Below are 19,988 nucleotides of genomic sequence, written 5' to 3' on the forward strand. Positions count from 1 at the left end.
TCCATCATCGCCTTTTGCCAGCTGGAGCACCCATGACCGAAGCATTCATCTACGACGCCATACGCACACCCCGTGGCAAAGGTAAAAAAGACGGCAGCCTGCATGAGGTCAAACCCGTCAACCTGCTGGCCGGCGTACTGACCGAGCTACAGCGCCGCAACGGCTTTGACACGGCCCAGGTCGACGATGTGGTGATGGGCGTGGTGTCGCCGATTGGCGAACAAGGTTCGGTGATTGCCAAGGTGGCAGCGCTGAAGGCCGGCTGGGATTTCCGCGCCTCCGGCGTGCAGATCAACCGTTTTTGCGCGTCGGGCCTGGAGGCCGTCAATATGGCCGCGCAAAAAGTACGCTCCGGCTGGGAAGACCTGGTGGTGGCCGGCGGGGTCGAAAGCATGAGCCGGGTGCCCATCGGCTCGGACGGCGGCGCTTGGGCGCAGGACCCGGAAACCAACAGCGCGACCTTGTTCGTGCCTCAAGGCGTGGGCGCTGACCTGATTGCCACCATCGAAGGGTTTAGCCGCGCCGACGTGGATGCCTTTGCGATGGAAAGCCAGAAACGCGCTGCCAAAGCGCGTGAGGCAGGTTATTTCGATCATTCGGTGGTGCCGGTCAAGGACTTCCTTGACCAGACCATTCTGGCGCAGGACGAATTCATCAAACCGCAGACCACGCTGGAAGGCCTGGCCTCGCTCAAGCCAGCGTTTGAACAGATGGGCGCCATGGGTTTTGACCAGGTGGCGCTGACGCGTTACCCGCAGGTCGAACGCATCCACCACGTCCACCACGCAGGCAATTCTTCGGGCATCGTGGACGGCGCGGCGGCTGTATTGATCGGCTCGGAGGCCGCGGGAAAAACGCACCGACTGACGCCACGTGCACGTATCGTGGCAGCAGCACTCAGCGGGGCCGACCCGACCATCATGCTGACCGGCCCAATGCCAGCCGCACGCAAGGCACTGGCCAAGGCGGGCATGACGATAGACCAGATCGACCTGTTCGAGGTCAACGAAGCCTTTGCCGCCGTGGTCATGCGTTTCATGAAAGAAATGAAGGCGCCGCACGACAAGGTCAATGTCAATGGCGGCGCGATAGCCATGGGCCACCCGCTGGGCGCCACTGGCGCCATGATCCTCAGCACCCTGATTGACGAGCTGCACCGGCGCAAGCTGCGTTACGGCCTGGCCACGCTGTGTGTGGGCGGCGGCATGGGCATTGCCACAATTGTTGAAAGAATTTGATGAAGACTCTTCAATACGAACTGGCCGACGGTATCGCCACGATCACTTTCGACGAGCAAGGCTCGCCCGTCAACACCATGTGTGCGCAGTGGCAGCAGGACCTGAACGAAGTCACCGCGCAGGTGCTCAAGGACCGCGAGGCCATACGCGGCATCGTTCTGGCCTCCAGCAAGAGTACTTTTTTTGCCGGAGCCGACCTCAAGGGCCTGATGCGCAACCAGGTGTCGGATGCCGCGGCGGTGTTCGCAGAAATCGAGCGCATGAAGAAGAACTTCCGCACGCTGGAGACCCTGGGAAAGCCGGTGGTCAGCTGCCTCAATGGCGCGGCGCTGGGCGGCGGCTGGGAGGTGGCGTTGATCGGCCACTACCGCATCGCGGTGGATGACAAAAAGATCCAGTTTGGCCTGCCCGAAATCACGCTGGGCCTGATTCCCGGGGCCAGTGGCATCACCAAGATGACGCGCCTGCTGGGCCTGATGGGAGCGCAACCCTACATTCTGGAAAGCAAATTATTCAACCCGCATGAGGCGCTGGCGCTGGGCCTGGTGCAGGAACTGGTACCCGATGCCGCCGCGTTGCGTCCGGCGGCACTGGCATGGATCGCCACCCACGATGGCGCCGCCGCGCCAGCGCACCACCCCTGGGACGACAAGAACTACAGAATGCCCGGCGGCTTGCCGTCCAGTCCCAAGCTGGCGGGCATGCTCAGTGTGGCGCCTGCCGTTCTGAAGCAGAAGACGCGTGGCCTGTACCCCGCCCCTGAAGCGGCATTGGCAGCAATGGTGGAAGGCGCCCAGGTGGACTACGACACCGCACTGCGCATAGAGAGCCGCTACTTGGCCCGGCTGGCAGTCACGCCGGTGGCCAAGGCAATGATCAACACGTTTTTCTTCAACATGAACGCGATCAAGTCCGGTCAGTCGCGGCCCAAGGGCATTCCGCGCTACAAGCCACAAAAAGTCGGCTTGCTGGGCGCGGGCATGATGGGTGCAGGCATTGCGTATGTGCAGGCCAGCCGGGGCATCAGCACCGTTCTCAGGGATGTCAGCCAGGACAAGGCCGATACGGGCAAGGCCTACAGCGCCAAACTGACGCAGCAACGTGTGGACAAGGGCCGCATGAGTGCGCCTGATCAAAGCGCCCTGCTCTCCCGCATCACCGCCACCGACCAGGTTGCTGGACTGGCGGGCTGCGATTTGATCATTGAAGCGGTGTATGAACGCCGCGACCTGAAAGCCAAGGTCACGCAGGAGGCCGAGCCCTTGCTGGCTGGGGGCGGATTTTTTGCATCGAACACATCCACCCTGCCGATCAGCGGCCTGGCAACAGCCAGTGCGCGCCCCGAAAAATTCATAGGCATCCATTTCTTCAGCCCGGTCGACAAGATGAAGCTGGTCGAGATCATCCGCGGCAAGCAGACCGACGACGAAACCGTGGCCCGCGCGTTCGACTTTGTTCAGGCGCTCGGCAAAATCCCGATTGTGGTCAACGACTCGCGCGGTTTTTACACCAGCCGCACCTTCGGCACCTTTGTGATGGAAGGCGCGGCCATGCTGGGCGAAGGTATTCCGGCAGCCGCGATTGAAAACGCCGGTATTCAGTGCGGCATGCCGGTCGGCCCACTGGCGGTGCTCGATGAAACGGCACTGTCGCTCAGCGTGCATGTGCTGGACCAGACCCGCGCCGATTACGCGGCAGAAGGCAAAACCTATATTGCGACGCCTGGCGAGTTGATTGTTGAACGCATGGTCAAGGAGTTTGACCGCAATGGCCGCGCCGCCGGCGCCGGTTTTTACGACTATCCGCCGGAAAAAGGTGCGAAGAAAACACTCTGGCCGGAACTCAAAGTCCTGTTCGAAAAACCGGAGACCGCCTGGAACATCACCGACCTGAAAGACCGCCTGCTCTACCGCCAGGCCGTGGAAACCGCGCGCTGCCTGAGCGAAAACGTGCTGACCAGCGTGCACGACGCCAACATCGGCTCCATCTTCGGCATCGGCTTTCCGGCATGGACAGGTGGGGCGATGCAGTTCATTTACGGCATGGGCCTGGATGCGTTTGCGCAACGCGCCGCAGAACTGGCAGCGAAGTTCGGCCCCGGCTTTGTGTTGAGCGACGAGGTGAAGGCCGCGATCAGGAAGTACCAGCCGGTTTACTGAGCGGCAGTGGTAGCGATAGCGAGCAGGCCCGCCTTCTGCACCTTGCCCAATGCGGTTTTGGGCAATGCGTCGCAGAACAGCACACGTTTCGGATGTTTGAAGCGCGCCAGCCGCCCGTCGAACAGCCGCATCACTGCAGCGGTATCGAGAGCAGCACCCGGCTTGGGCACCACCACCGCCACCACCACCTCGCCCCAGCGCGCGTCGGGCTGGCCCACCACGGCAGCTTCAAGAATCTGCGGGCAATCAGCCAGCAGGTTTTCGATCTCGGCGGGGTAGACGTTTTCGCCGCCCGAGATGATCATGTCTTTCAAGCGGCCCACCACCTCGTAAAACCCGGCTACGTCGCGGCGCGCCAGATCGCCAGTGTGAAACCAGCCGTCTACAAATACCGGATTGCCGGGGTCGTTCCAGTATCCGGCAAGCAGGTTGGGGGCGCGTACCCATATCTCGCCTATTTCGCCGATGGCGGCGTCCTCGCCGGTCTTCCGTAACAGCCGCACCTCCACATGGAGGCCTGCCTTGCCGGCCGAGCCGACATGCGCCATGGCGTCCTCGCGGCGCAGGTAAATGGACACAGGACCGGTTTCGGTCGCGCCGTACACCTGCCCGACTGAAACACCACGCGCGTGAAAAGGCGTAATCATGGAGGCAGGAATCGTCGAGGAGCCCGCGGCCAGCAGTTTGAGTGAGGAAAGATCAGATGACGCAAAACCAGGATGATCCAGCACGGCGCGCAAGGTGGCCGGGACCAGCAAGGACAAGCTGGGCCGGCGCAGCGACACGTCGTCGAGCCAGGCGCCTGCTTCAAAACGCGCGTGCAAAGTAACCGTCGCGCCGGCGTACAGGGCCGGCAAGGTCTGGATGCACAGACCTCCGACGTGGAACATGGGCAGCACGCTGAGCACATGGTCATCGGCGGTGAGCTCATGCGCATGGGCCGAAATTCTGCAATTCCAGACCAGCCCCGCCTGGGTATGGATCACCCCCTTGGGCTGACCAGTGGTACCAGAGGTGTAGACCAGCAAAACCGGCGTATTTCCATTGACGACCGGCGGCGGGTTCCCGAAGGACATATCCGCCTCGTCCGTCAGCGCATCCGCCTGAAGGCGAGCGCAGCCTGTTGCGCCTGCCAGCGCATCCGCAGCATCGGCATGCACGCCGCCGGCCACCAACAGGCTGACACCGGCGTGCATCAGAATCGCCTGCAGCTCGGGTGCCGCGAGGCGGTAGTTCAGTGGCAAAAGGATGGCACCCAGTCGTGCCAGCGCAAACAGCAGCACCAGCAGGTCCGGATGATTGAGGCCCAGCCAGGCCACACGGTCACCGGGCTTCACCTCCGCCGCCTGCAACACGCGGACCGCGCATTCAGTGCGCTCCCACAGCCCGGCGTAGCTGATGTCGGCGCCTTCAAAATGCAGTGCGACACGCGCGGGCGTTTGCCCGGCGTGACCTTCGATGACGCTGGCCAGATTCACGCCCGGTCCCGCTAGAGCACGGCCTGCTCGTCCTGCTCGCCCGGCTCGTACAGGCATTCCCGGCCCAACCGGTCGATGCAGAGTTCGGCGGTCCACGGCAGCATCAGCGAGCCGCAGCGTGAATCGCGGTACATGCGCTCCAGCGGCAGGGTCTTGAGCATGGACTGGCCACCGCAGGTGCGCACCGCCAGGCGGCAGATCTCGTTGGCGTTTTCCATGATGGTGTAGTGCGCCGCGTACAGCCCGAGGCGGATTTCCTTGGACGGATCAACACGCGCGGCTCGGGCGTTCTGCAGAAATATGGCGCGGGTCTGTTCGAGCCGGACTTTCATTTCGGCCACCGCAATTTGTTTGGTTGGGTACATCCGGCGCTTGACCGGCGGCGTGCCGGGCACTTCGCCGCGCAGGTACTGCACCGTGAAATCATAGGCTGCCTGGGCTATGCCCATGTAGGTCGGCGACAAGGTGGCAAACATGTGGGGCCAGCGCAGCGCGGCCTGGGCATAAACGCCCTCAGGAATCAGGCGCTCGATCTCCGGCACAAACACGTCTTTGAAAATCAAGGTGCGCGACACTGTGCCGCGCATGCCCAGCGGGTCCCAGTCGCCGGTGACGCTGACACCCTCCAGGTTTCTATCGACCGCGAGGTACAGAGAGTCTCGCTGGGTGGCGCCCGGCTTGTCGAGCGTGCACAAAATGCCGTAGTAATCCGCTGCGCCAGCGAGCGAGGCAAAAATCTTTTTGCCGTTGACGAGATAACCGCCCTCCACTTTTTTGGCCAGCGTGCCGAATGGCGCCTTGCCCGCCGCTGCAGCGCCGCCTTCGGAGAAAGGCTGGGAATAGACCTTGCCCTCCCCTATCACACGCTGGTAATGCACCTTGCGGTGGGCCTCATGATTGACGCGCTGCTCCGGCGCCATGTCCAGGTCATCGGCGATGAAGCCAGTCCACATGGTCGAGCTCACATGCATGTTGAGCGTCAGCGCGGTCGCGCCGCAATGGCGGCCAATTTCGGCGGCGGTCATCACGTAGGTCGCAAAGTCAGCGCCCCAGCCGCCGTGTTCTTCGGGCACGCAAATGCCGAGCAGCCCGGCCTCGCGCAGGTCGGCATAGTTCTCGAACGGGAACACCGCGTCGCGGTCAATCTGCTGCGCGCGTGGTGCAAACTTTTCGCGCCCGAGCCGCGAGGCAATCGCCAGCAGCTCGCTTTGTTTGGGCGTCAGTGCGCTGTAGTCGCCGGCAATCGAGGGTGGGGTGTAACGACCGGCAGACGGTGGAGAAACAGGTAAGGCGGACATGGCAAATCCTCGGGTTCAGGTCGAAAAGTGGTGTTTCAGGAAACCAAGCACCGCGCTGTTGAATAGCGCGGGCTGCTCGATGTTGGCGATGTGGCCGACGCCGGGAAGGCATGCGTACTGCGCGCCGTTTATGCGGCTGGCCATTTTTTCAAGCACCGCAGGCGGCGCATTCAGGTCCAGTTCGCCGGCCAGACACAAGGTCGGCACAGCAATATCGGTGAGCGCGCTCAAGCGGTTGAATGACACGATGGCCGACAGCGCGGCGCGGTAACTGTCTGCGGGAATGCCCGCCATGAGTGCGCCGGCTTCGGCCAGTCGCGCTGGATCAGCACCGGGCGCAAACATGGTCGGCACGATCTTTTCGGCCAGACCTGCCATGCCCAGACCCTGGTCCAGCGGCGCGAAGCGGCTTTGCAAAAACTGCTGCTGCCAGGCGCCATCGGCCTTGCCGAAGGCCGGCGATGTGCTGTAGAGGACCAGTCCGTGCACCAGCGCGGGATACAGCGCCGCGACTTCCTGCGCAATCATGCCACCCATGCTGTGGCCCAGCAGCACGTTGCGCTTGGCGCCTATGTGCATGATCAGCTCTTTCAGTGCATCGGCCAGCAGCGCGTTGGTACAGGGCGAAATGGATGGCGACGCACCATAACCCGGCATGTCCCAGGCCACTGCGCGATAAGCGGCGGCGGCCAGCATCGGCTGGTTGCGCGCCCACGCCTCCTTGCCGCCGCCCACGCCGTGCAGCATGAATACGGCGGTGTCGCCATCCCCCTGTTCAAGATAGGCGGGCAGCAACATGTTCAGGCCAGGTCACCGACCAGGCGCCCGGCGTCCACGATCACCTGATCGTCGAGAAGAACGGTGCAGCCGCGCAGCGGCAGGTAGAAGTGCCCCAGCGTATGGCGGCCGGCCACTTCATTGGCGCCTGTCGAATAGAGAAAATTACCGGCAAAGGCGCGCAGCTCCGAGCCGTTGAAATCTTTCTTGTCATACATCGCCATGGCGTCCCAGCGCGCCTTCGGGTTCATGCCCCAGCCCAGGTGCGAGACGGCATAGGCCTCGCGGTCACCCCAGGCCGCCCAGTAGCTGCGCATCAGATCGGCATCCACGTTCTGGCCGGCGATGTCGGTCACAAAGTCGTTTTCGATCGTCAGCACCACAGGCTGTTCGAGATAACGCTTGAAGGTCAGGTTGACATCGCCGGGGGCCAGCACCAGGGTGCCGTTGACGCTGCCTTTGGCCGGAAAAGCCAGGCACAGGCCGCCGGGCCAGTGCGAGATGGTGCCTGGCCGGGCGGTGTAGCCCCAGCCGCCTCCGGCCTGCGCACCGGCCAGCGAAATACGCAGGTCGGTGCCCGCCGGCGAGGTGACACGCATGGTTTTTGCGTTCCGCAGCAATTTGATGCCGGCTTTGACCTTGGACTCAAGCGCCGGATCGGGCAGGCAGCGCTCGAGGATCTCGGGGTGTTCGTTCGACACCATCAACACGCGGGCGCCACCTGTAAGGATGTCTGGCAGTTCAGCAGCATGCAGCAGCCCTTCAACCGTCAGGTCTGCCACGAAGGTACATGCGGCCAGCGCCTGCACCACCGGTGCGAGCTGGCCGATGGCATCCGATGCGCCGGTGGAACGCACCGGCACCGGCGCGGCCAAACGCGGCGTGGCCAGCACCAGATGAAAAGCCCGCGCACCCAGGCGCGCCAGTGCAAGTTCAGCCAGATGCACATTGACTGGCCGTGACTGCGTCTCGGACAGGATGGCTGCCGTGTCGCCCGCCTTCACCCCGCACAGCGCAAAGGTTTCGGCAAAACAGTCTATCCAGCGGGCTTCAATGCGTTCCTGCAACATGAAAAACTTCCTTGTTTAAAGGCGTGAACCCAGGGCGAAATAGGCGCCTGCGTGAAACAGCAGGGGCGCCGTTTCCGACAAGGTGAAACGCTCGACCTCGGCAATAAACAGGCAATGGTCACCGGCGATCTGCCGCGACACGGTGCGGCATTCGAACCAGGCGGCGGCGCCATGAAGCAGCGGCTGGCCCCAGGCGTTTTCCGCATGTGCCACGCCGTCAAACTTGTCGGCCATCGGCAGGGCAAAGCGTCGGGAGACCTCGACCTGTGCTTCGGCCAGCACGTTGACGACAAAGCGCTCTGCGTTTTCAAACACCGGCAGGCTGGGCGAGCTGCAGCGCAACGACCAGAGGATCAGCGGCGGCTCAAGTGACAGGGCTGAAAACGAATTGACGGTGAGACCGACAAACCCTCCGTCACCCGAACGCGTGGTGACCACGGTGATGCCGGTCGCGAACTGTCCCAGCGCAGTGCGCAGCGTCCGGCTGTCCAGGGGTGAGGCGATCTGCGGGATGGCTTGCAAGGCGGCATTCATCTGCGGATAATATATGAATATTCATGTAAATCGCAAGTACAACACCTTTCCTTCCGACACACCGTGAGCCGCACACCCCCCGCCCCCGCCTGTCGTCTACCGCCTGACAGGTTCATCGACGGTTATCTGTCCTACCTGCTCGCGCGTGCCAGCCATACCGTCTACAGGGAGTTTCATGCCCAGGTGAGGGCCGCCGGGCTGGGTCCGTTGGAGTGGCGGCTACTGGCCACGCTGTCGGACGGTGACGGCCTGACCATCGGCGAGTTGGCGCGCGAAATCCTGGCGCAACAACCGACGCTGACCAAGCTGGTGCAGCGCATGGAAAAAGCTGGCTGGGTACAACGCGGCGCCGACCCGGCTGACGCACGGCGCACGTTGGTGTTTGAGACGAAACAGGGGCGCGCCACGGTGGCAGCCCTGCTGGCTCAAGCCAAAGTGCATGAAGACGCCTTGCTCCAGGGCTTCAGCGAGCGCGATGTCACTGCTTTGAAAAAAATCCTGCGGACCCTGATCAGCCGCGGAGACAGGCAGGAAGGTTAAGGTTCGGGTAGCCATTCGTTGACTCGGTCAACTAATTTGGAGATGATAGCGGCCATGAACGCCGACCCCATCAAATCAGTCACCGCCACCCACATCAAGGCCGTGCGCGGCTTCAACCGCTTCTATACCCAGCGTATCGGCGTGCTGGCGCCCTACCTGGGCAGCGCGTTTTCGCTGACCGAACTGCGGGTGCTGTATGAACTGGCGCACCGCGACCAGCCGACAGCGGCCGAGCTGGGACGTGACCTGGCACTGGACGCCGGCTACCTGAGCCGCATCCTGCGCCGCTTCCAATCCAAAGGCTGGATGGAGCGCGCAGTCTCGCCGGCTGACGCGCGGCAAAGCCTGCTGCGCCTGACGGAAGCGGGCTACCAGGTGTTTGCCCCGCTGCAGCAGCGCTCGCGCGACGAGGCCGCTGCCCTGCTCGCGCCCCTGCCCGCGCCTGCGCAGCAGGCGCTGACCGATGCGCTGGCCACGGTGCAGCGCCTGCTCGATCCTGCCCGGGCCAGCGAAGCTCCCCCGCCCGCGATCCTGCGTGATCCACAGCCCGGCGACATGGGCTGGGTAGTGCAGCAGCACGGTGAAATTTACGCGAGAGAATACGGCTGGAACAGCGAGTTCGAAGCCCTGGTGGCAGACATCGTTGCCGGCTACCTGCGCAAGCACCAGCCCGAATGGGAACGCTGCTGGATCGCTGAACTGGACGGGCAGCGCGTGGGCTCGGTCTTCGTGGTGCGCAAATCCGCCACAGTCGCCCAGTTGCGCATGCTGATCCTGACGCCGCAGGCACGGGGCCGCGGATTGGGCGCCCTGCTGACCGACGAGTGCATCGCCTTCGCACGCGGCAAGGGCTACAAAAAAATGGTGCTCTGGACCAACAGTTGCCTGGGCGGCGCGCGGGACATCTATGCCCGGCGCGGCTTCAAGCTCGTCAAGAGCGGGCCCTACACCGGCTTCGGCCAGAACCTTGTTGGCGAAACATGGGCGCTCAGGCTGTGAGCAACAGCTTTTCCTGACCGGCAGCATCTGGCCTTGCTGCGCAGCCTTTTTCTCGGCGAAGACCTGTGCGCGTGCTTGCTGGCTGCCTTGTTTTGATTGCCGACGGATTATGTGTGGCCACCCGCGCTGCGGCGACCGCTCCAGTGATAATTGGCCCATGATTGCCTTGCCCCCTGAACAAGACGCTCGCCCGACACCCCAATCGCTGACCGACCTGTTCGTCTCGTTCACCCTGTTGGCGCTACAGGGTTTCGGCGGTGTGTTGGCCGTGGTCCAGCGTGAGCTGGTCGAAAAAAAGCGCTGGTTGACGCGAGAGGAATTCGTCGAGGAATGGGCCGTGGCGCAAATCATGCCGGGCCCCAATGTGGTCAACCTCTCATTGATGATCGGACATCGTTACTTCGGTCTGCCAGGTGCGCTGGCCGCGCTGGCTGGCATGCTGACCGTACCGCTGGTGGTGGTGCTGTTGCTGGCGCTGGTTTATGCCCAGTTCGCGCATCACCCGGGCGTTGCGGGGGCGCTTCGCGGCATGGGTGCGGTGGCCGCAGGTCTGATTGCCGCTACAGGTTTGAAGCTGATGGGGGCGCTAAAACTTCACCCGCTCGGGCTGCCCATCTGCATCGCGCTGGCCATGGCCTGTTTTACCGGTGTTGCCCTGCTGCGCCTGCCGCTGGCCTACGTGCTGCTGGGCCTGGGCTTGGTGGCTTGCGCCATGACCTACAGAAAGCTTGCGCGATGACCATCAGTTTGCTGTGGAGCGACTGGCTGGCCATGTTCGGGCACTTTCTGGTCTTGTCTCTGCTGTCGGTGGGCGGCGCCATCACGACAGCGCCCGACATGCACCGCTATCTGGTGGATGGACGTCATTGGCTGACCGACCCGCAATTCAGTGCCTCGGTGGCCATTGCGCAGGCCGCACCGGGGCCCAACGTGTTGTTTGTGGCATTGATGGGCTGGCAGGTGGGTCTGAACGCGGGTGGTCCGCTGACCGGGCTGCTGGGCGTATTTATCGCCATGCTCGGGATTTTGCTGCCCAGCACCACCCTGACTTACCTGGCCGCCAGCTGGGGGCACCGCAATCGCACGCTGCGCGGAGTCCGTGCCTTCAAACAGGGCATGGCGCCGATTGTGATTGCCCTGCTGATTTCCACCGGCTACATTCTGGCGACCGGCAGCAACTACCGCCTCGCCGACTGGCCACTGTGGCTGGCGGCGGCGGCTACCGCGCTGATCGTCTGGCGCAGTAAGATTCACCTGTTGTACTTGCTCGGTGCGGGTGCTGTACTGGGGTGGTTAGGGTGGGTGTAACAGTGCCTCCGGAGGGCCAAATGTCACACGTATATCACTAACACTCCGATACACTTCCGTACACAAACAATCAATTCGGGAACTGGAACCTGCATGTCTGAACCCACCGAAGCCCCCGTTGAATCGGCCACGCCGCTTTTTGATGTTGTGATCACCGTGCCGTCCGGAGCCCGCATGGAGGATATTGAGCGGCTTGCACGCGAAGCCTCAGGTATTGCGCCGGAGCGTATCGAGCGCCTGCTCAAAGTGCTGGCCAGCTCCCCCAGCGCCAAAGTGGGCGCCGGGGTTACGCGCGAAAAAGCCGATCTTGCCAAAGTCCAGTTTGGCGCAGCCGGTCTGTTGGTGGAAGTTACCCCGATCCTGAGCATCCAGGCCGCGATGGCCGGCAATTACGACGGCACCTATGTTTGCCCTGCCTGCGACAAGCGCATCGTGTTGCCTGAAAATCGCCAGTGTCCGAGCTGCAATATATTTGTGGACAAGGTCACCCCCGAGTTTCTGCTGCGCCGCAAGATGATGGAGCAGGAGCGCGGAAAAATAGAATACGAACAAGCCAAGTCCGCCAAGGAAAGCGAGAAGCGCACACGCGATTCCATGGAAGCCGCCATGCGCGCCAAGGTCCGCGAGGAGATTGAAGCGGAATACGGCATCAAAAGAAAAAAGGGCGGGTTGTCGGGTGTGGTGAAAGCCGTCGGTGTGCTTGCTTTACTGGTGGTGGCCTTCGTGGGCGGCAAAGGTTTGTCGCCAGACGGCCTTCCGTGGGGAAAATCGGCAAGCACCAAGGACGGCCAGCCAAAGGCCATGACTGCCGACAGCCTTGAAAAGACAGCCCAGGCCGCCGGCGCTGATGCCGATAGCGCGACGGGCGGCGCTGCCGGCTCACCCGGCGCTCCTGGCAGCACGGGAGACCCGGACGTCGACGACCCATTGATGCAGGCTGCAGCCGGCAAGCCAACAGGGGGCAAGCAGCTGACTCTTGAGCAGGCCCTGGCGGCCTCGAAGACGCTCGCCAAATCAGTGGGCAACACCACGGCCGATCGGGCGATGGCTGGTGGCGCTGTCGGCGGCAAGGCCGGCAGCTCTGCCAGCCAGGCGGCAAACGATGCCATTGACAGCGCCATTGACAACCCGACCAGTTCGGCAGGTTCTGGCGGTAGCGCTACTGCTGGCGGTAGTCCGTCGGGTGTTGCGCGCGCCAGTGGCAACACGGCGGCAAACGGCATCTCGTTTAGTGGCGGCAGTTCCACTGGCAATTCTGGTGGCACGGCGGCTGGCAGTTCCGGTGGCACGGCCGGTGGCAATGCCGCCGGGGTAAGCGCAGGCAGCACTGCAGTGCCGAAACAGACCAAGCAGGTTCTGACGGCCGAGTTTGCCAGGGTGCTGGCCGAAATTGGACAATCCGCGCGCGCCAAAGAGGTTCTGAAGGCGGCTCTGTCCACCCACAACGCGGCGTCGGAACCCGAAGCCGCTACAGCCCTCAGGAATGCAGACATCAGGGCCAGTGCTTGGGCAATACAAAGGCGCGAAATCGGCCCCGCACGCGTGGTCAGCGACGAGCTGAAAACCAAAATTCTTGCCTCGGGCAATGCGGTCGAGCGGGTGCAGCTGCTGGGCAGCGTGGCCGCCATTTTGAGCCAGGGCGGGCAGATAGCGCCTGAAATATCCAGGAACTTTCTGTCCCTGGCAGCCGATGCACTGAAATCCGTAACTGGCCCCGGTCAGCCCAATGCGGCCATGGGCGATCTGGCAGTTTCCATGGCAACGGTGTTTGCCAACGAAGCGGCCGCAAGAGTCAAGCTGGGCATGTGGTCGAAAGCCCAGGCAAGTGCCGCTCAGGTTGAGGGCTTGATCAAACAGGCGCCTGATGCCTGGGCCCTGGTACGCCTTTACGCCATTGATCACCAGGTCAAGCAGCAAATGGGGCAGGCGGACAAGGCGCGGCAAAGCCTTGACGCGGCTTTGGCGGAAGTGGGTAAAAATCCGAATCTGTTTGAACGTGCAACGTGGTTGCGTAGCGTGGCCCAGCTATCGGACAATGCGGCCGATGAGCAGTTGCAAGCAATGGTCACCAGCATTCAAACACAGCTCGAAGCCAAATCCGGACCGGAAAAGGCGCGGGCGCTGACCCAGTTGGCCTTGTTGAACGCGGCCGGAGGTCTGCCGTCCAAAGCCGATCATTCGCGGCGCCTGGCCCAATCGACCACCGCTTTGAGTCCAGCGGAAAGCGTGGCAATCAACACCGACCTGATTGTCCGCAGCGATCTGGCCATGGCCAGGCTGTTGCAGGGCCTGGGCCGCTATGCAGAGGCAGAGGCACTGCTGCAACGTGTGGGCGGCTACCTGCTCTAGGAGCTTGGGCGGCCGGCGTTGAAGCGAAAAGTAAGCACGCTAAGGACAGTTTTTGCCGGGTCGACGGCCCCATAGCCGTAGTTATGGGCAAAAAAACCAGGAAAAATGGACACTTGCGGTCGCTTCGCAGTCGGCCCTGTTTTTGCCGCCCAAGCTCCTAGGCCTTGGTCTGCGATGCCTTGCGATCAGCCACCACCTTTTGTGCGGAAGGCCGATCGCCAATCAGCTTTACGTAGGCCTTGTAGTCCACGCCGCCGGCCAGCAGCAAATCTTCGCCAAACGCAATCTTGCTGGCCAATCCGACCACCGGCAGATTGGCAAAAGCGGCGCAGTCGGCCTGGCTGAAGCTGTCACCCGCCACAAAGGGCGAAAATTTGGCCAGCTTTTTGAAGGCCGCGATGTTGGTCTCCAGCTGCTTGCGGATGCGGGCCAAATTGGCTTCGCTCAATGGTTCGGCACCAAAAAACGCGGCCCCGTACAGCTGGCGCGCCACCATCTCCAGGTGCCAGTCGATAAAGGTGGTCAGCTCGCGTACCTTGGCAGCTGCAAATGAATCAGACGGCAACAGCGGCGGCTGCGGCCAGGCGGCCTCGATGTAGTCCAGGATGGCCTGGCTTTCGCACAGCCCGCCATGCTCGGTGCGAATGAACGGAATTTTGCCCAGCGGCGATGCGTTGAGCACCGCTTCATCGGTACTTTTGGTCAGCACCACTTCTTCAGTAAACGGCACATTTTTTTCGAGCAGCGCGAGTTTGACCTTGTTGTAGTAGTTGGACACGGGAAAGCCGCAGAGGGTCAGCATGAAATTCTCCTGGATTGAATCAAGCCAGTTTATGCGAGCCGCGGCGGGGAAAGTGCCACGGTGGCGACAGCGCTTACCAGCCGCCTCTTCTCTGAACCAAGGCAAAGGGCCAACCCGGCAGGCTGCTGCCTGCCCCTGCCCCGCCCCCCCGGGCACAGCAGGTAATATGTGTACCTAGTTTCTCTCTCTGCTCCGCCACCAGCCCTGAAGGCCACGCATGAACGCACCACTTCCCACCCCCACGCTGCAAGCCGTCGCTGCCGCTGACCTGGCCGCCTTGCCCCTGATCGAAAAATGGGTTTCTTTTGCCTCGGTCTCGCGCGACAGCAACCTGCCCATCATTGAATGGACCCAAGCCCTGCTTGAAAGCTACGGCCTGGCCTGCAGCCTGACCTATGACGACAGCGGCAAAAAGGCCAACCTCTGGGCCACGCTGCCGGCCGCCGATGGTGAAACCAAAGTGGGCGGGCTGGTGCTGTCTGGCCATACCGATGTGGTGCCGGTGGACGGCCAGCCCTGGAACACCGACCCTTTTGCCGCGCAAGTCCTTGGCGACAAGTTGTATGGCCGCGGCGTGACCGACATGAAAAGTTTTGGCGCCACCGCGCTGATGATGGTGCCCGAGCTGCTCAAGCGCAAACTTAAGCGCCCGGTACACCTGGCCTTCAGCTACGACGAAGAGGTTGGCTGCATTGGCGTGCGGCGCCTGATTGCCGACATGCTGGCCCAAGGCTACCAGCCTGCCGGTTGCATTGTGGGTGAGCCCACCGGCATGCAGGTGGTGATTGCGCACAAGGGCAAACACGCCTACAAAACCTCGGTGCGCGGCTTTGAGGCGCATTCATCGCTGACACCGCAGGGCGTCAATGCGGTCGAGATCGCCTGCGAGTTTGTCGCCAATCTCAAAACCATGCACCGCCAGCTGGCAGACCAAGGCCCGTTTGACCCGGTGTACGACGTGCCCCACACCACCATACACACCGGCGTGATTGCGGGCGGCACCGCGCTGAATATCATTCCGCGCGACTGCGACATCACCTGGGAGATCCGCCACCACCACATGAACAGCCCCGATGATCTGTTTGCCCAAGCCAAGGCTTTTGGCGAAAGCCTGCTGCCCGCCATGCAGGCAGTGGCGGCGGACACCGGTATCAGCCACAAGCTCAACTCGGTGCTGCCGGGCTTTGCCACCGATGCCGGCAGCGAGATTGCGCAACTGTGCTTTCGCTGCGCCGATGTGGACCCGGCCAGCGGCGCGGGCAAGGTCTCGTTTGGCACGGAAGCTGCTCTGTTCCATCAGGCCGGCGTGCCCACCATCGTCTGCGGCCCGGGGCATATTGCCCAGGCGCATCAGCCCAATGAGTGGGTCACACTGGCCCAGTTGGCCTGGTGTGAGCGCTTTATGCGCCGCCTGGCCGACGAAATCTGCATCGCCTGACTTCCCTTCACCCCCTAGAAAAGCTTTAACACCATGATCCAGCGTAGAACCCTTCTTGCCGCCGCCATCGCCACCGGCCTGAGCCTCACCACTGGCCTCACTTTGGCTCAGACGTCCGGCAAAACGGTGCGTATTGTGGTGCCCTTTGCAGCCGGCGGCGTACAAGACATTTTGGCGCGCGCCATGAACGGCGAACTGGGCACCGCCCTGGGCCAGACCGTCATTGTGGAAAACCGCGCCGGCGCCGGCGGCACCATAGGCACAGGTTTTGTAGCCAAGTCCGAGCCCGATGGCAGCACCCTGGTGATGTCCGCGGCCAGCCACAACATTGCCGGCTCGCTGTACACCAAGCTGGCTTACGACCCGCAAAAAGACTTTGCGCCGCTGGCCCACATTGGCACCGCAGGTTATGTGCTGATGATCCACCCCGATGTGCCCGCCAAAAACGTGGCCGAGTTCATCCGTTACGCCAAGGCCAACCCCGGCAAGATGAATTACGCCACCGCCGGCATGGGCAGCGCCACGCACTTGTCGATGGCCTACTTCAACGGCCTGGCCGGCATTGACCTGGTGCATGTGCCGCTGAAAGCCACCGGCGAAGCCATCAACGAGGTGATCTCGGGCCGTGCCCACGCGGTGATTGCCGCCAGCATCGGCGCACTGGGTTTTGCCAAAGACAGCCGCATCCGCCTGCTGGGCGTGACCTCACCCAAACGCAGCAAATACCTGCCCGACTTGCCAACGATTGCCGAAAGCGGCCTGCCCGGTTATGAGTTCGACTCCTGGTTCGGCCTGCTGGGCCCGGCCGCCACACCGGCAGCCGAAGCCAACCGCATCAACGCCGCCATGGGCAAACTGCTGAAAGACCCGGTCATTCTGGAGCGCCTGGACAAACAGGGTATTGAGCCCCGGGCGTTGAGCAATGCCGACTTCGGCAAGTTGCTGGCGGTGGATTACAAACGCATGGCGGACGTGGTGAAGGCTTCGGGGGCGAAGATTGAATAAGTAGCAGGCGCGACGGCGCCACAGCTTGGTCACCGCACACCTCTAAAGGGCCGCTTGCGCGGCCCTTTTTCATGGAAAAAAATGCGGCTTTAGCCCAATCCGGACGGTCGCAGGCAGCTATAAGATTGATAGCAAATCAAAGGCCGTTTGGCGCCTTGGGCGACAACAGAGCCCACTTTAGGTACCGGACATACGACTGCAGGCGCTTCCACAACAGCCGATCTATCGGTCAACTTCTTGCCGTTGAGGGGGAATCCAAATACGACCTTTTAGCCACCGCCGCCAACAGCATCGGTCTGAGGTTATGCGAAGGAATCATTACCTATCGTTTCTCGGGTAACTCTGGTGCGTACGCGAATTCTGAGATCGACCACCGACTTGTCCTCAATCGGCTCGAGAAGCTGCTCCGTGCGCACGCTGACAGAGGTGACAAGGTTATCGTCCTCAAGTAGGCAGAAGAACGGCGAGTCACTCGCTTGTTCGGCAGACGGTGGCAGTTGATTCAAATGACGCGGCATCGTCAACGAGTCGAACAGTGTCTTGAGCCTGTTATCGATGTCACCGCCTTGCGTCAACAATCCTCCGGGCGGCTCCGGTCTAAGGATGCTCACTTCCAATTCAGCGACGGCGTTCATCTCCTCGGATATCAGTGGGACGAACACCGTTCCAGACAGTGGCCGAAGTAAGCAGTAGCCGTTGCCAACGCGCGGAAGAATTAGCTCCGGCTGCTCCGCAAGCGGCTTTTGACGCCACAGAGTTGCGAGTTGCTCGTGGAAATGACGGCGCAGGTCGTGCTTGTGCGATGGCGTGCCGTTCGCTCGGAGGATGCCTCGGTAATGAAGGGTGAGTCGCATGCGCCGGCTAATGTCGAAAGCAACCCGATCGCCGCACCTGCGGCGAAGCTACAACCAACCGTGGTGTGCCCATGTTAGCTGAGGGGTTAAGCATCGTCGCTCGAGTCAAATAGAGGGAAGTTGACGTCGGCGGTTACGTGGCGGCGGCGCCGGAAATTGGCCTGCAGGAACGGTGAAATTTCGGGGTCCGCAAGGACAAGTGTCTTACCGTATCCCCACCGAATTACATCGCGCTCGATAAGTTGCTCAATTGCTGCTTCAACTCTCTCCGCGTCGTACCGAGCAATCGCCAGCTTCTGCTTCAGCGCCTGCGCCGTTACCCTGAGATCTGGAGCTTCCAGAATCTGAATCAGGACGATATCCGTCTCCGCGGACTTCTTGCTCGTTATGAGATCAAGCGAAGAGTCAATGCCAAGCATCTCGTCAACTGCGGCGTCTACAGCGCGCTCGTAGGCTCTCATGTCGATTGCCGAGACACCCTTCCTGTCCTTGGCGCAGCGATCGCCGACGGCATGAACAAAGTGTGGGAAACCCATGAAGTCCGTCGCGAATCGTTCAACTACATCGGCTTCGAATCGAACTCCCGATTCATCGTAGACGGTTTTGAAAAATGAGCGAATCGCCTGCCGTGTCAGCCGGTTGAGGTGGATCGCCGTGACGTTTCGCTTGATGCTTGGATGGCCGTTGAAGAGGCGAGAAGCGCCCGAACTGACACCAATAAAGATGAGACGTAGGTTGTGCGTGTCGGAGGAATCGCCGAGCACCTTTATTAGGTCGCCAAACAGCCCAATTTCCTCCACTTTGGTCCTGGGAATGCGATCAAACTCGTCGACGGTTGCTGTAGCGTCGAGCTTGGCCTGTCGCGCTATGTTCAGAAGTCGCTCCGGCGTGATTGCTTTCTGAGCGATTCCTTGCTCTTTATGGGCTGTCTTCTTGGAGCCACCAAGATTCAGTGAGGCGATGAGCGTTGCACCGAAACCCGCGTTGAAGCTTTCCTCCAGACTCTTTTCAACGATTGACGTCGGGACGCCTAGCTTGGTGAGCAGGTCAACAGACCAGTCGTGAAACGTTGTTGCACCATTGCACTGCGTGTCGACATGACTGCCAAAGGTGCTAGCCGAGATTCTTGCGAGCGATGTCTTGCCAATGCCTCGCGTGCCGGTGATCACGACTGTGCGGCCACCTTCGGCAAGCAGTTCGCGTACTCGATTGAGTTGTGGCGTTCGCCCCACCAAGTAGTGAGGGTTATCGATCGGCTTGCCTGGGCGGAAGATTGAAGATGCGTTCATCGGGCGCCGATTCTGATGGATACGATGCCTAACTTCGACATATCCCGCAAAACCGCAGAATAGCATGGTGCAAAAAAATCGAAAAAGATATTTTTAATCATGTACTTCGCTTGAATGTCTGCGCGTTTATACAGGCAAATTGAATTTCCAAAAGTCGCCGTTACAGGTTCAGCTCAAGGCGGGTCACTCTCAAATAACTGCGGTACTTAGGCCCCCAAAAAATGGACGCATGGTCCAATCGCACAGTTTCACTGAATGGTGCTCCTGCCGTTTCCCGCCACACGCCCTCCCCTTTAATTCGAGCACCGGGCGCTATCAACACGACATTCAATAAGTATGAATTTCGGCCGGCATCCTGTCATCCTGCAAACAGACTAGAAAGCCACACTTTTCACAACGCACAAACACCCACGCGGCTCCAACCATCGAGAAGCCGTTTCTAAGCCTGCCAAACCCCATACCCCAACTCCCGCAGCGCAATACCGAGTTCGACTTCCATGTCACGCGCGCCTTCATACGGCATGGGGTTGTACATGGCGTACAGCGCGGGCAACAGCCGTATGCCCCACTTCTGCACATACACATTGGCCTGGATGCCGGCCTTGTGTTTGTCAAAACGCACATCGGGGTCCAGGCCTGTCATGCCCACGTACACAAAGGGCTGGCCCAGCAGATAGTCGGGATTGGCGCGGCGAAAGCGGCCCACGTTCCACACCTCATCGGACAGCTCGATCACATAGACGTGGTAGTGGTGGCTGCGCGGGGTGCGCGGCTTTTTTGCGCGCGGTTTGGCCGGGGCCGCATCGGCAGCGGCTGGCGGGCTTTTCTTTCTGGGTGGGCGTGTCACCAT

The 19,988-nt window shown here is 61.6% G+C and carries 18 protein-coding genes; 9 read left to right on the forward strand and 9 right to left on the reverse strand.

Annotated features, from left to right (window positions below):
- Window positions 1–32: 32 nt before the first annotated feature.
- Together Q8L50_RS03365 and Q8L50_RS03370 are read left to right on the forward strand one after the other, a co-directional pair.
- On the forward strand, window positions 33–1,238 hold the full coding sequence (locus Q8L50_RS03365; protein WP_305347240.1) for an acetyl-CoA C-acetyltransferase: 1,206 nt from the start codon (window positions 33–35) through the stop codon (window positions 1,236–1,238).
- Window positions 1,238–3,397, forward strand: a complete 2,160-nt coding sequence (locus Q8L50_RS03370; protein ID WP_305347241.1) for a 3-hydroxyacyl-CoA dehydrogenase NAD-binding domain-containing protein — start codon at window positions 1,238–1,240, stop codon at window positions 3,395–3,397. The genes Q8L50_RS03365 and Q8L50_RS03370 overlap by 1 nt, the downstream gene beginning before the upstream one ends.
- On the opposite strand, the gene Q8L50_RS03375 is transcribed toward Q8L50_RS03370, so the two are convergent.
- From Q8L50_RS03375 to Q8L50_RS03395, 5 genes are read right to left on the reverse strand one after another with little or no spacing between them, the layout of a single operon-like run.
- Complete coding sequence (locus Q8L50_RS03375; protein WP_305347242.1) at window positions 3,391–4,875, reverse strand: class I adenylate-forming enzyme family protein; 1,485 nt, start codon at window positions 4,873–4,875, stop codon at window positions 3,391–3,393. The genes Q8L50_RS03370 and Q8L50_RS03375 overlap by 7 nt on opposite strands.
- Window positions 4,876–4,886: 11 nt before the next feature.
- Complete coding sequence (locus tag Q8L50_RS03380; protein ID WP_305347243.1) at window positions 4,887–6,173, reverse strand: acyl-CoA dehydrogenase family protein; 1,287 nt, start codon at window positions 6,171–6,173, stop codon at window positions 4,887–4,889.
- A 15-nt stretch (window positions 6,174–6,188) separates the two neighbouring features.
- A complete protein-coding gene (locus tag Q8L50_RS03385) occupies window positions 6,189–6,971 on the reverse strand; it encodes an alpha/beta fold hydrolase (protein WP_305347244.1) in 783 nt (260 codons plus the stop codon).
- Between the two features lie 2 nt (window positions 6,972–6,973).
- Complete coding sequence (locus tag Q8L50_RS03390) at window positions 6,974–8,020, reverse strand: peptidase M29 (RefSeq protein ID WP_305347245.1); 1,047 nt, start codon at window positions 8,018–8,020, stop codon at window positions 6,974–6,976.
- A gap of 15 nt (window positions 8,021–8,035) precedes the next feature.
- Window positions 8,036–8,554: a flavin reductase family protein gene (locus Q8L50_RS03395; RefSeq protein WP_305347246.1), complete on the reverse strand. Its 519-nt coding sequence runs from the start codon at window positions 8,552–8,554 to the stop codon at window positions 8,036–8,038.
- A 63-nt stretch (window positions 8,555–8,617) separates the two neighbouring features.
- Between Q8L50_RS03395 and Q8L50_RS03400 the strand changes: the two genes are divergently transcribed.
- The 5 genes from Q8L50_RS03400 (at window position 8,618) to Q8L50_RS03420 (ending at window position 13,750) form a co-directional block, all read left to right on the forward strand.
- Window positions 8,618–9,094 (forward strand): MarR family winged helix-turn-helix transcriptional regulator, encoded by a 477-nt coding sequence (locus Q8L50_RS03400; RefSeq protein ID WP_305347247.1) that lies wholly within the window; start codon window positions 8,618–8,620, stop codon window positions 9,092–9,094.
- Window positions 9,095–9,148: 54 nt separating this feature from the next.
- Entirely contained in the window at window positions 9,149–10,093 is a 945-nt protein-coding gene (locus tag Q8L50_RS03405; RefSeq protein ID WP_305347248.1) for a helix-turn-helix domain-containing GNAT family N-acetyltransferase, read from the forward strand.
- Window positions 10,094–10,250: 157 nt separating this feature from the next.
- Window positions 10,251–10,832 (forward strand): chromate transporter, encoded by a 582-nt coding sequence (locus Q8L50_RS03410; protein ID WP_305347249.1) that lies wholly within the window; start codon window positions 10,251–10,253, stop codon window positions 10,830–10,832.
- The gene (locus Q8L50_RS03415; protein ID WP_305347250.1) at window positions 10,829–11,401 is read left to right on the forward strand and encodes a chromate transporter; all 573 of its coding nucleotides are present in this window, start codon (window positions 10,829–10,831) and stop codon (window positions 11,399–11,401) included. Before Q8L50_RS03410 ends, Q8L50_RS03415 begins: the two co-directional genes overlap by 4 nt.
- A 93-nt stretch (window positions 11,402–11,494) precedes the next feature.
- Entirely contained in the window at window positions 11,495–13,750 is a 2,256-nt protein-coding gene (locus tag Q8L50_RS03420) for a hypothetical protein (RefSeq protein WP_305347251.1), read from the forward strand.
- Window positions 13,751–13,907: 157 nt separating this feature from the next.
- On the opposite strand, the gene Q8L50_RS03425 is transcribed toward Q8L50_RS03420, so the two are convergent.
- Window positions 13,908–14,552: a glutathione S-transferase family protein gene (locus Q8L50_RS03425; RefSeq protein WP_305347252.1), complete on the reverse strand. Its 645-nt coding sequence runs from the start codon at window positions 14,550–14,552 to the stop codon at window positions 13,908–13,910.
- A gap of 217 nt (window positions 14,553–14,769) precedes the next feature.
- On the opposite strand from Q8L50_RS03425, the gene argE reads away from it, so the two are divergent.
- Window positions 14,770–15,990 carry an acetylornithine deacetylase gene (argE, locus tag Q8L50_RS03430; protein WP_305347253.1) on the forward strand — a complete coding sequence of 407 codons (1,221 nt, stop codon included), beginning with the start codon at window positions 14,770–14,772 and terminating at the stop codon, window positions 15,988–15,990.
- A gap of 33 nt (window positions 15,991–16,023) precedes the next feature.
- A complete protein-coding gene (locus Q8L50_RS03435; protein ID WP_305347254.1) occupies window positions 16,024–16,995 on the forward strand; it encodes a tripartite tricarboxylate transporter substrate binding protein in 972 nt (323 codons plus the stop codon).
- Between the two features lie 302 nt (window positions 16,996–17,297).
- On the opposite strand, the gene Q8L50_RS03440 is transcribed toward Q8L50_RS03435, so the two are convergent.
- From Q8L50_RS03440 to Q8L50_RS03450, 3 genes are all read right to left on the reverse strand, one after another.
- On the reverse strand, window positions 17,298–17,849 hold the full coding sequence (locus tag Q8L50_RS03440; protein WP_305347255.1) for a hypothetical protein: 552 nt from the start codon (window positions 17,847–17,849) through the stop codon (window positions 17,298–17,300).
- Window positions 17,850–17,935: 86 nt separating this feature from the next.
- Window positions 17,936–19,138 carry an ATP-binding protein gene (locus tag Q8L50_RS03445; protein ID WP_305347256.1) on the reverse strand — a complete coding sequence of 401 codons (1,203 nt, stop codon included), beginning with the start codon at window positions 19,136–19,138 and terminating at the stop codon, window positions 17,936–17,938.
- A gap of 439 nt (window positions 19,139–19,577) precedes the next feature.
- A complete protein-coding gene (locus Q8L50_RS03450) occupies window positions 19,578–19,988 on the reverse strand; it encodes a hypothetical protein (RefSeq protein ID WP_305347257.1) in 411 nt (136 codons plus the stop codon).

Source organism: Polaromonas sp. (genome assembly GCF_030680935.1).
Lineage (GTDB): Bacteria > Pseudomonadota > Gammaproteobacteria > Burkholderiales > Burkholderiaceae_C > Polaromonas.

Excerpts from the sequence above, each read along its gene's own strand:
- Q8L50_RS03425 (WP_305347252.1), bottom strand. The coding sequence starts at position 14,552 with ATGCTGACCCTCTGCGGCTTTCCCGTGTCCAACTACTACAACAAGGTC.
- Q8L50_RS03365 (WP_305347240.1), top strand. The coding sequence starts at position 33 with ATGACCGAAGCATTCATCTACGACGCCATACGCACACCCCGTGGCAAA.
- Q8L50_RS03440 (WP_305347255.1), bottom strand. The coding sequence starts at position 17,849 with ATGCGACTCACCCTTCATTACCGAGGCATCCTCCGAGCGAACGGCACG.
- Q8L50_RS03415 (WP_305347250.1), top strand. The coding sequence starts at position 10,829 with ATGACCATCAGTTTGCTGTGGAGCGACTGGCTGGCCATGTTCGGGCAC.
- Q8L50_RS03450 (WP_305347257.1), bottom strand. The coding sequence starts at position 19,988 with ATGGTGACACGCCCACCCAGAAAGAAAAGCCCGCCAGCCGCTGCCGAT.
- Q8L50_RS03385 (WP_305347244.1), bottom strand. The coding sequence starts at position 6,971 with ATGTTGCTGCCCGCCTATCTTGAACAGGGGGATGGCGACACCGCCGTA.
- Q8L50_RS03390 (WP_305347245.1), bottom strand. The coding sequence starts at position 8,020 with ATGTTGCAGGAACGCATTGAAGCCCGCTGGATAGACTGTTTTGCCGAA.
- Q8L50_RS03405 (WP_305347248.1), top strand. The coding sequence starts at position 9,149 with ATGAACGCCGACCCCATCAAATCAGTCACCGCCACCCACATCAAGGCC.
- Q8L50_RS03410 (WP_305347249.1), top strand. The coding sequence starts at position 10,251 with ATGATTGCCTTGCCCCCTGAACAAGACGCTCGCCCGACACCCCAATCG.
- Q8L50_RS03380 (WP_305347243.1), bottom strand. The coding sequence starts at position 6,173 with ATGTCCGCCTTACCTGTTTCTCCACCGTCTGCCGGTCGTTACACCCCA.
- argE (WP_305347253.1), top strand. The coding sequence starts at position 14,770 with ATGAACGCACCACTTCCCACCCCCACGCTGCAAGCCGTCGCTGCCGCT.
- Q8L50_RS03435 (WP_305347254.1), top strand. The coding sequence starts at position 16,024 with ATGATCCAGCGTAGAACCCTTCTTGCCGCCGCCATCGCCACCGGCCTG.
- Q8L50_RS03370 (WP_305347241.1), top strand. The coding sequence starts at position 1,238 with ATGAAGACTCTTCAATACGAACTGGCCGACGGTATCGCCACGATCACT.
- Q8L50_RS03395 (WP_305347246.1), bottom strand. The coding sequence starts at position 8,554 with ATGAATGCCGCCTTGCAAGCCATCCCGCAGATCGCCTCACCCCTGGAC.
- Q8L50_RS03420 (WP_305347251.1), top strand. The coding sequence starts at position 11,495 with ATGTCTGAACCCACCGAAGCCCCCGTTGAATCGGCCACGCCGCTTTTT.
- Q8L50_RS03445 (WP_305347256.1), bottom strand. The coding sequence starts at position 19,138 with ATGAACGCATCTTCAATCTTCCGCCCAGGCAAGCCGATCGATAACCCT.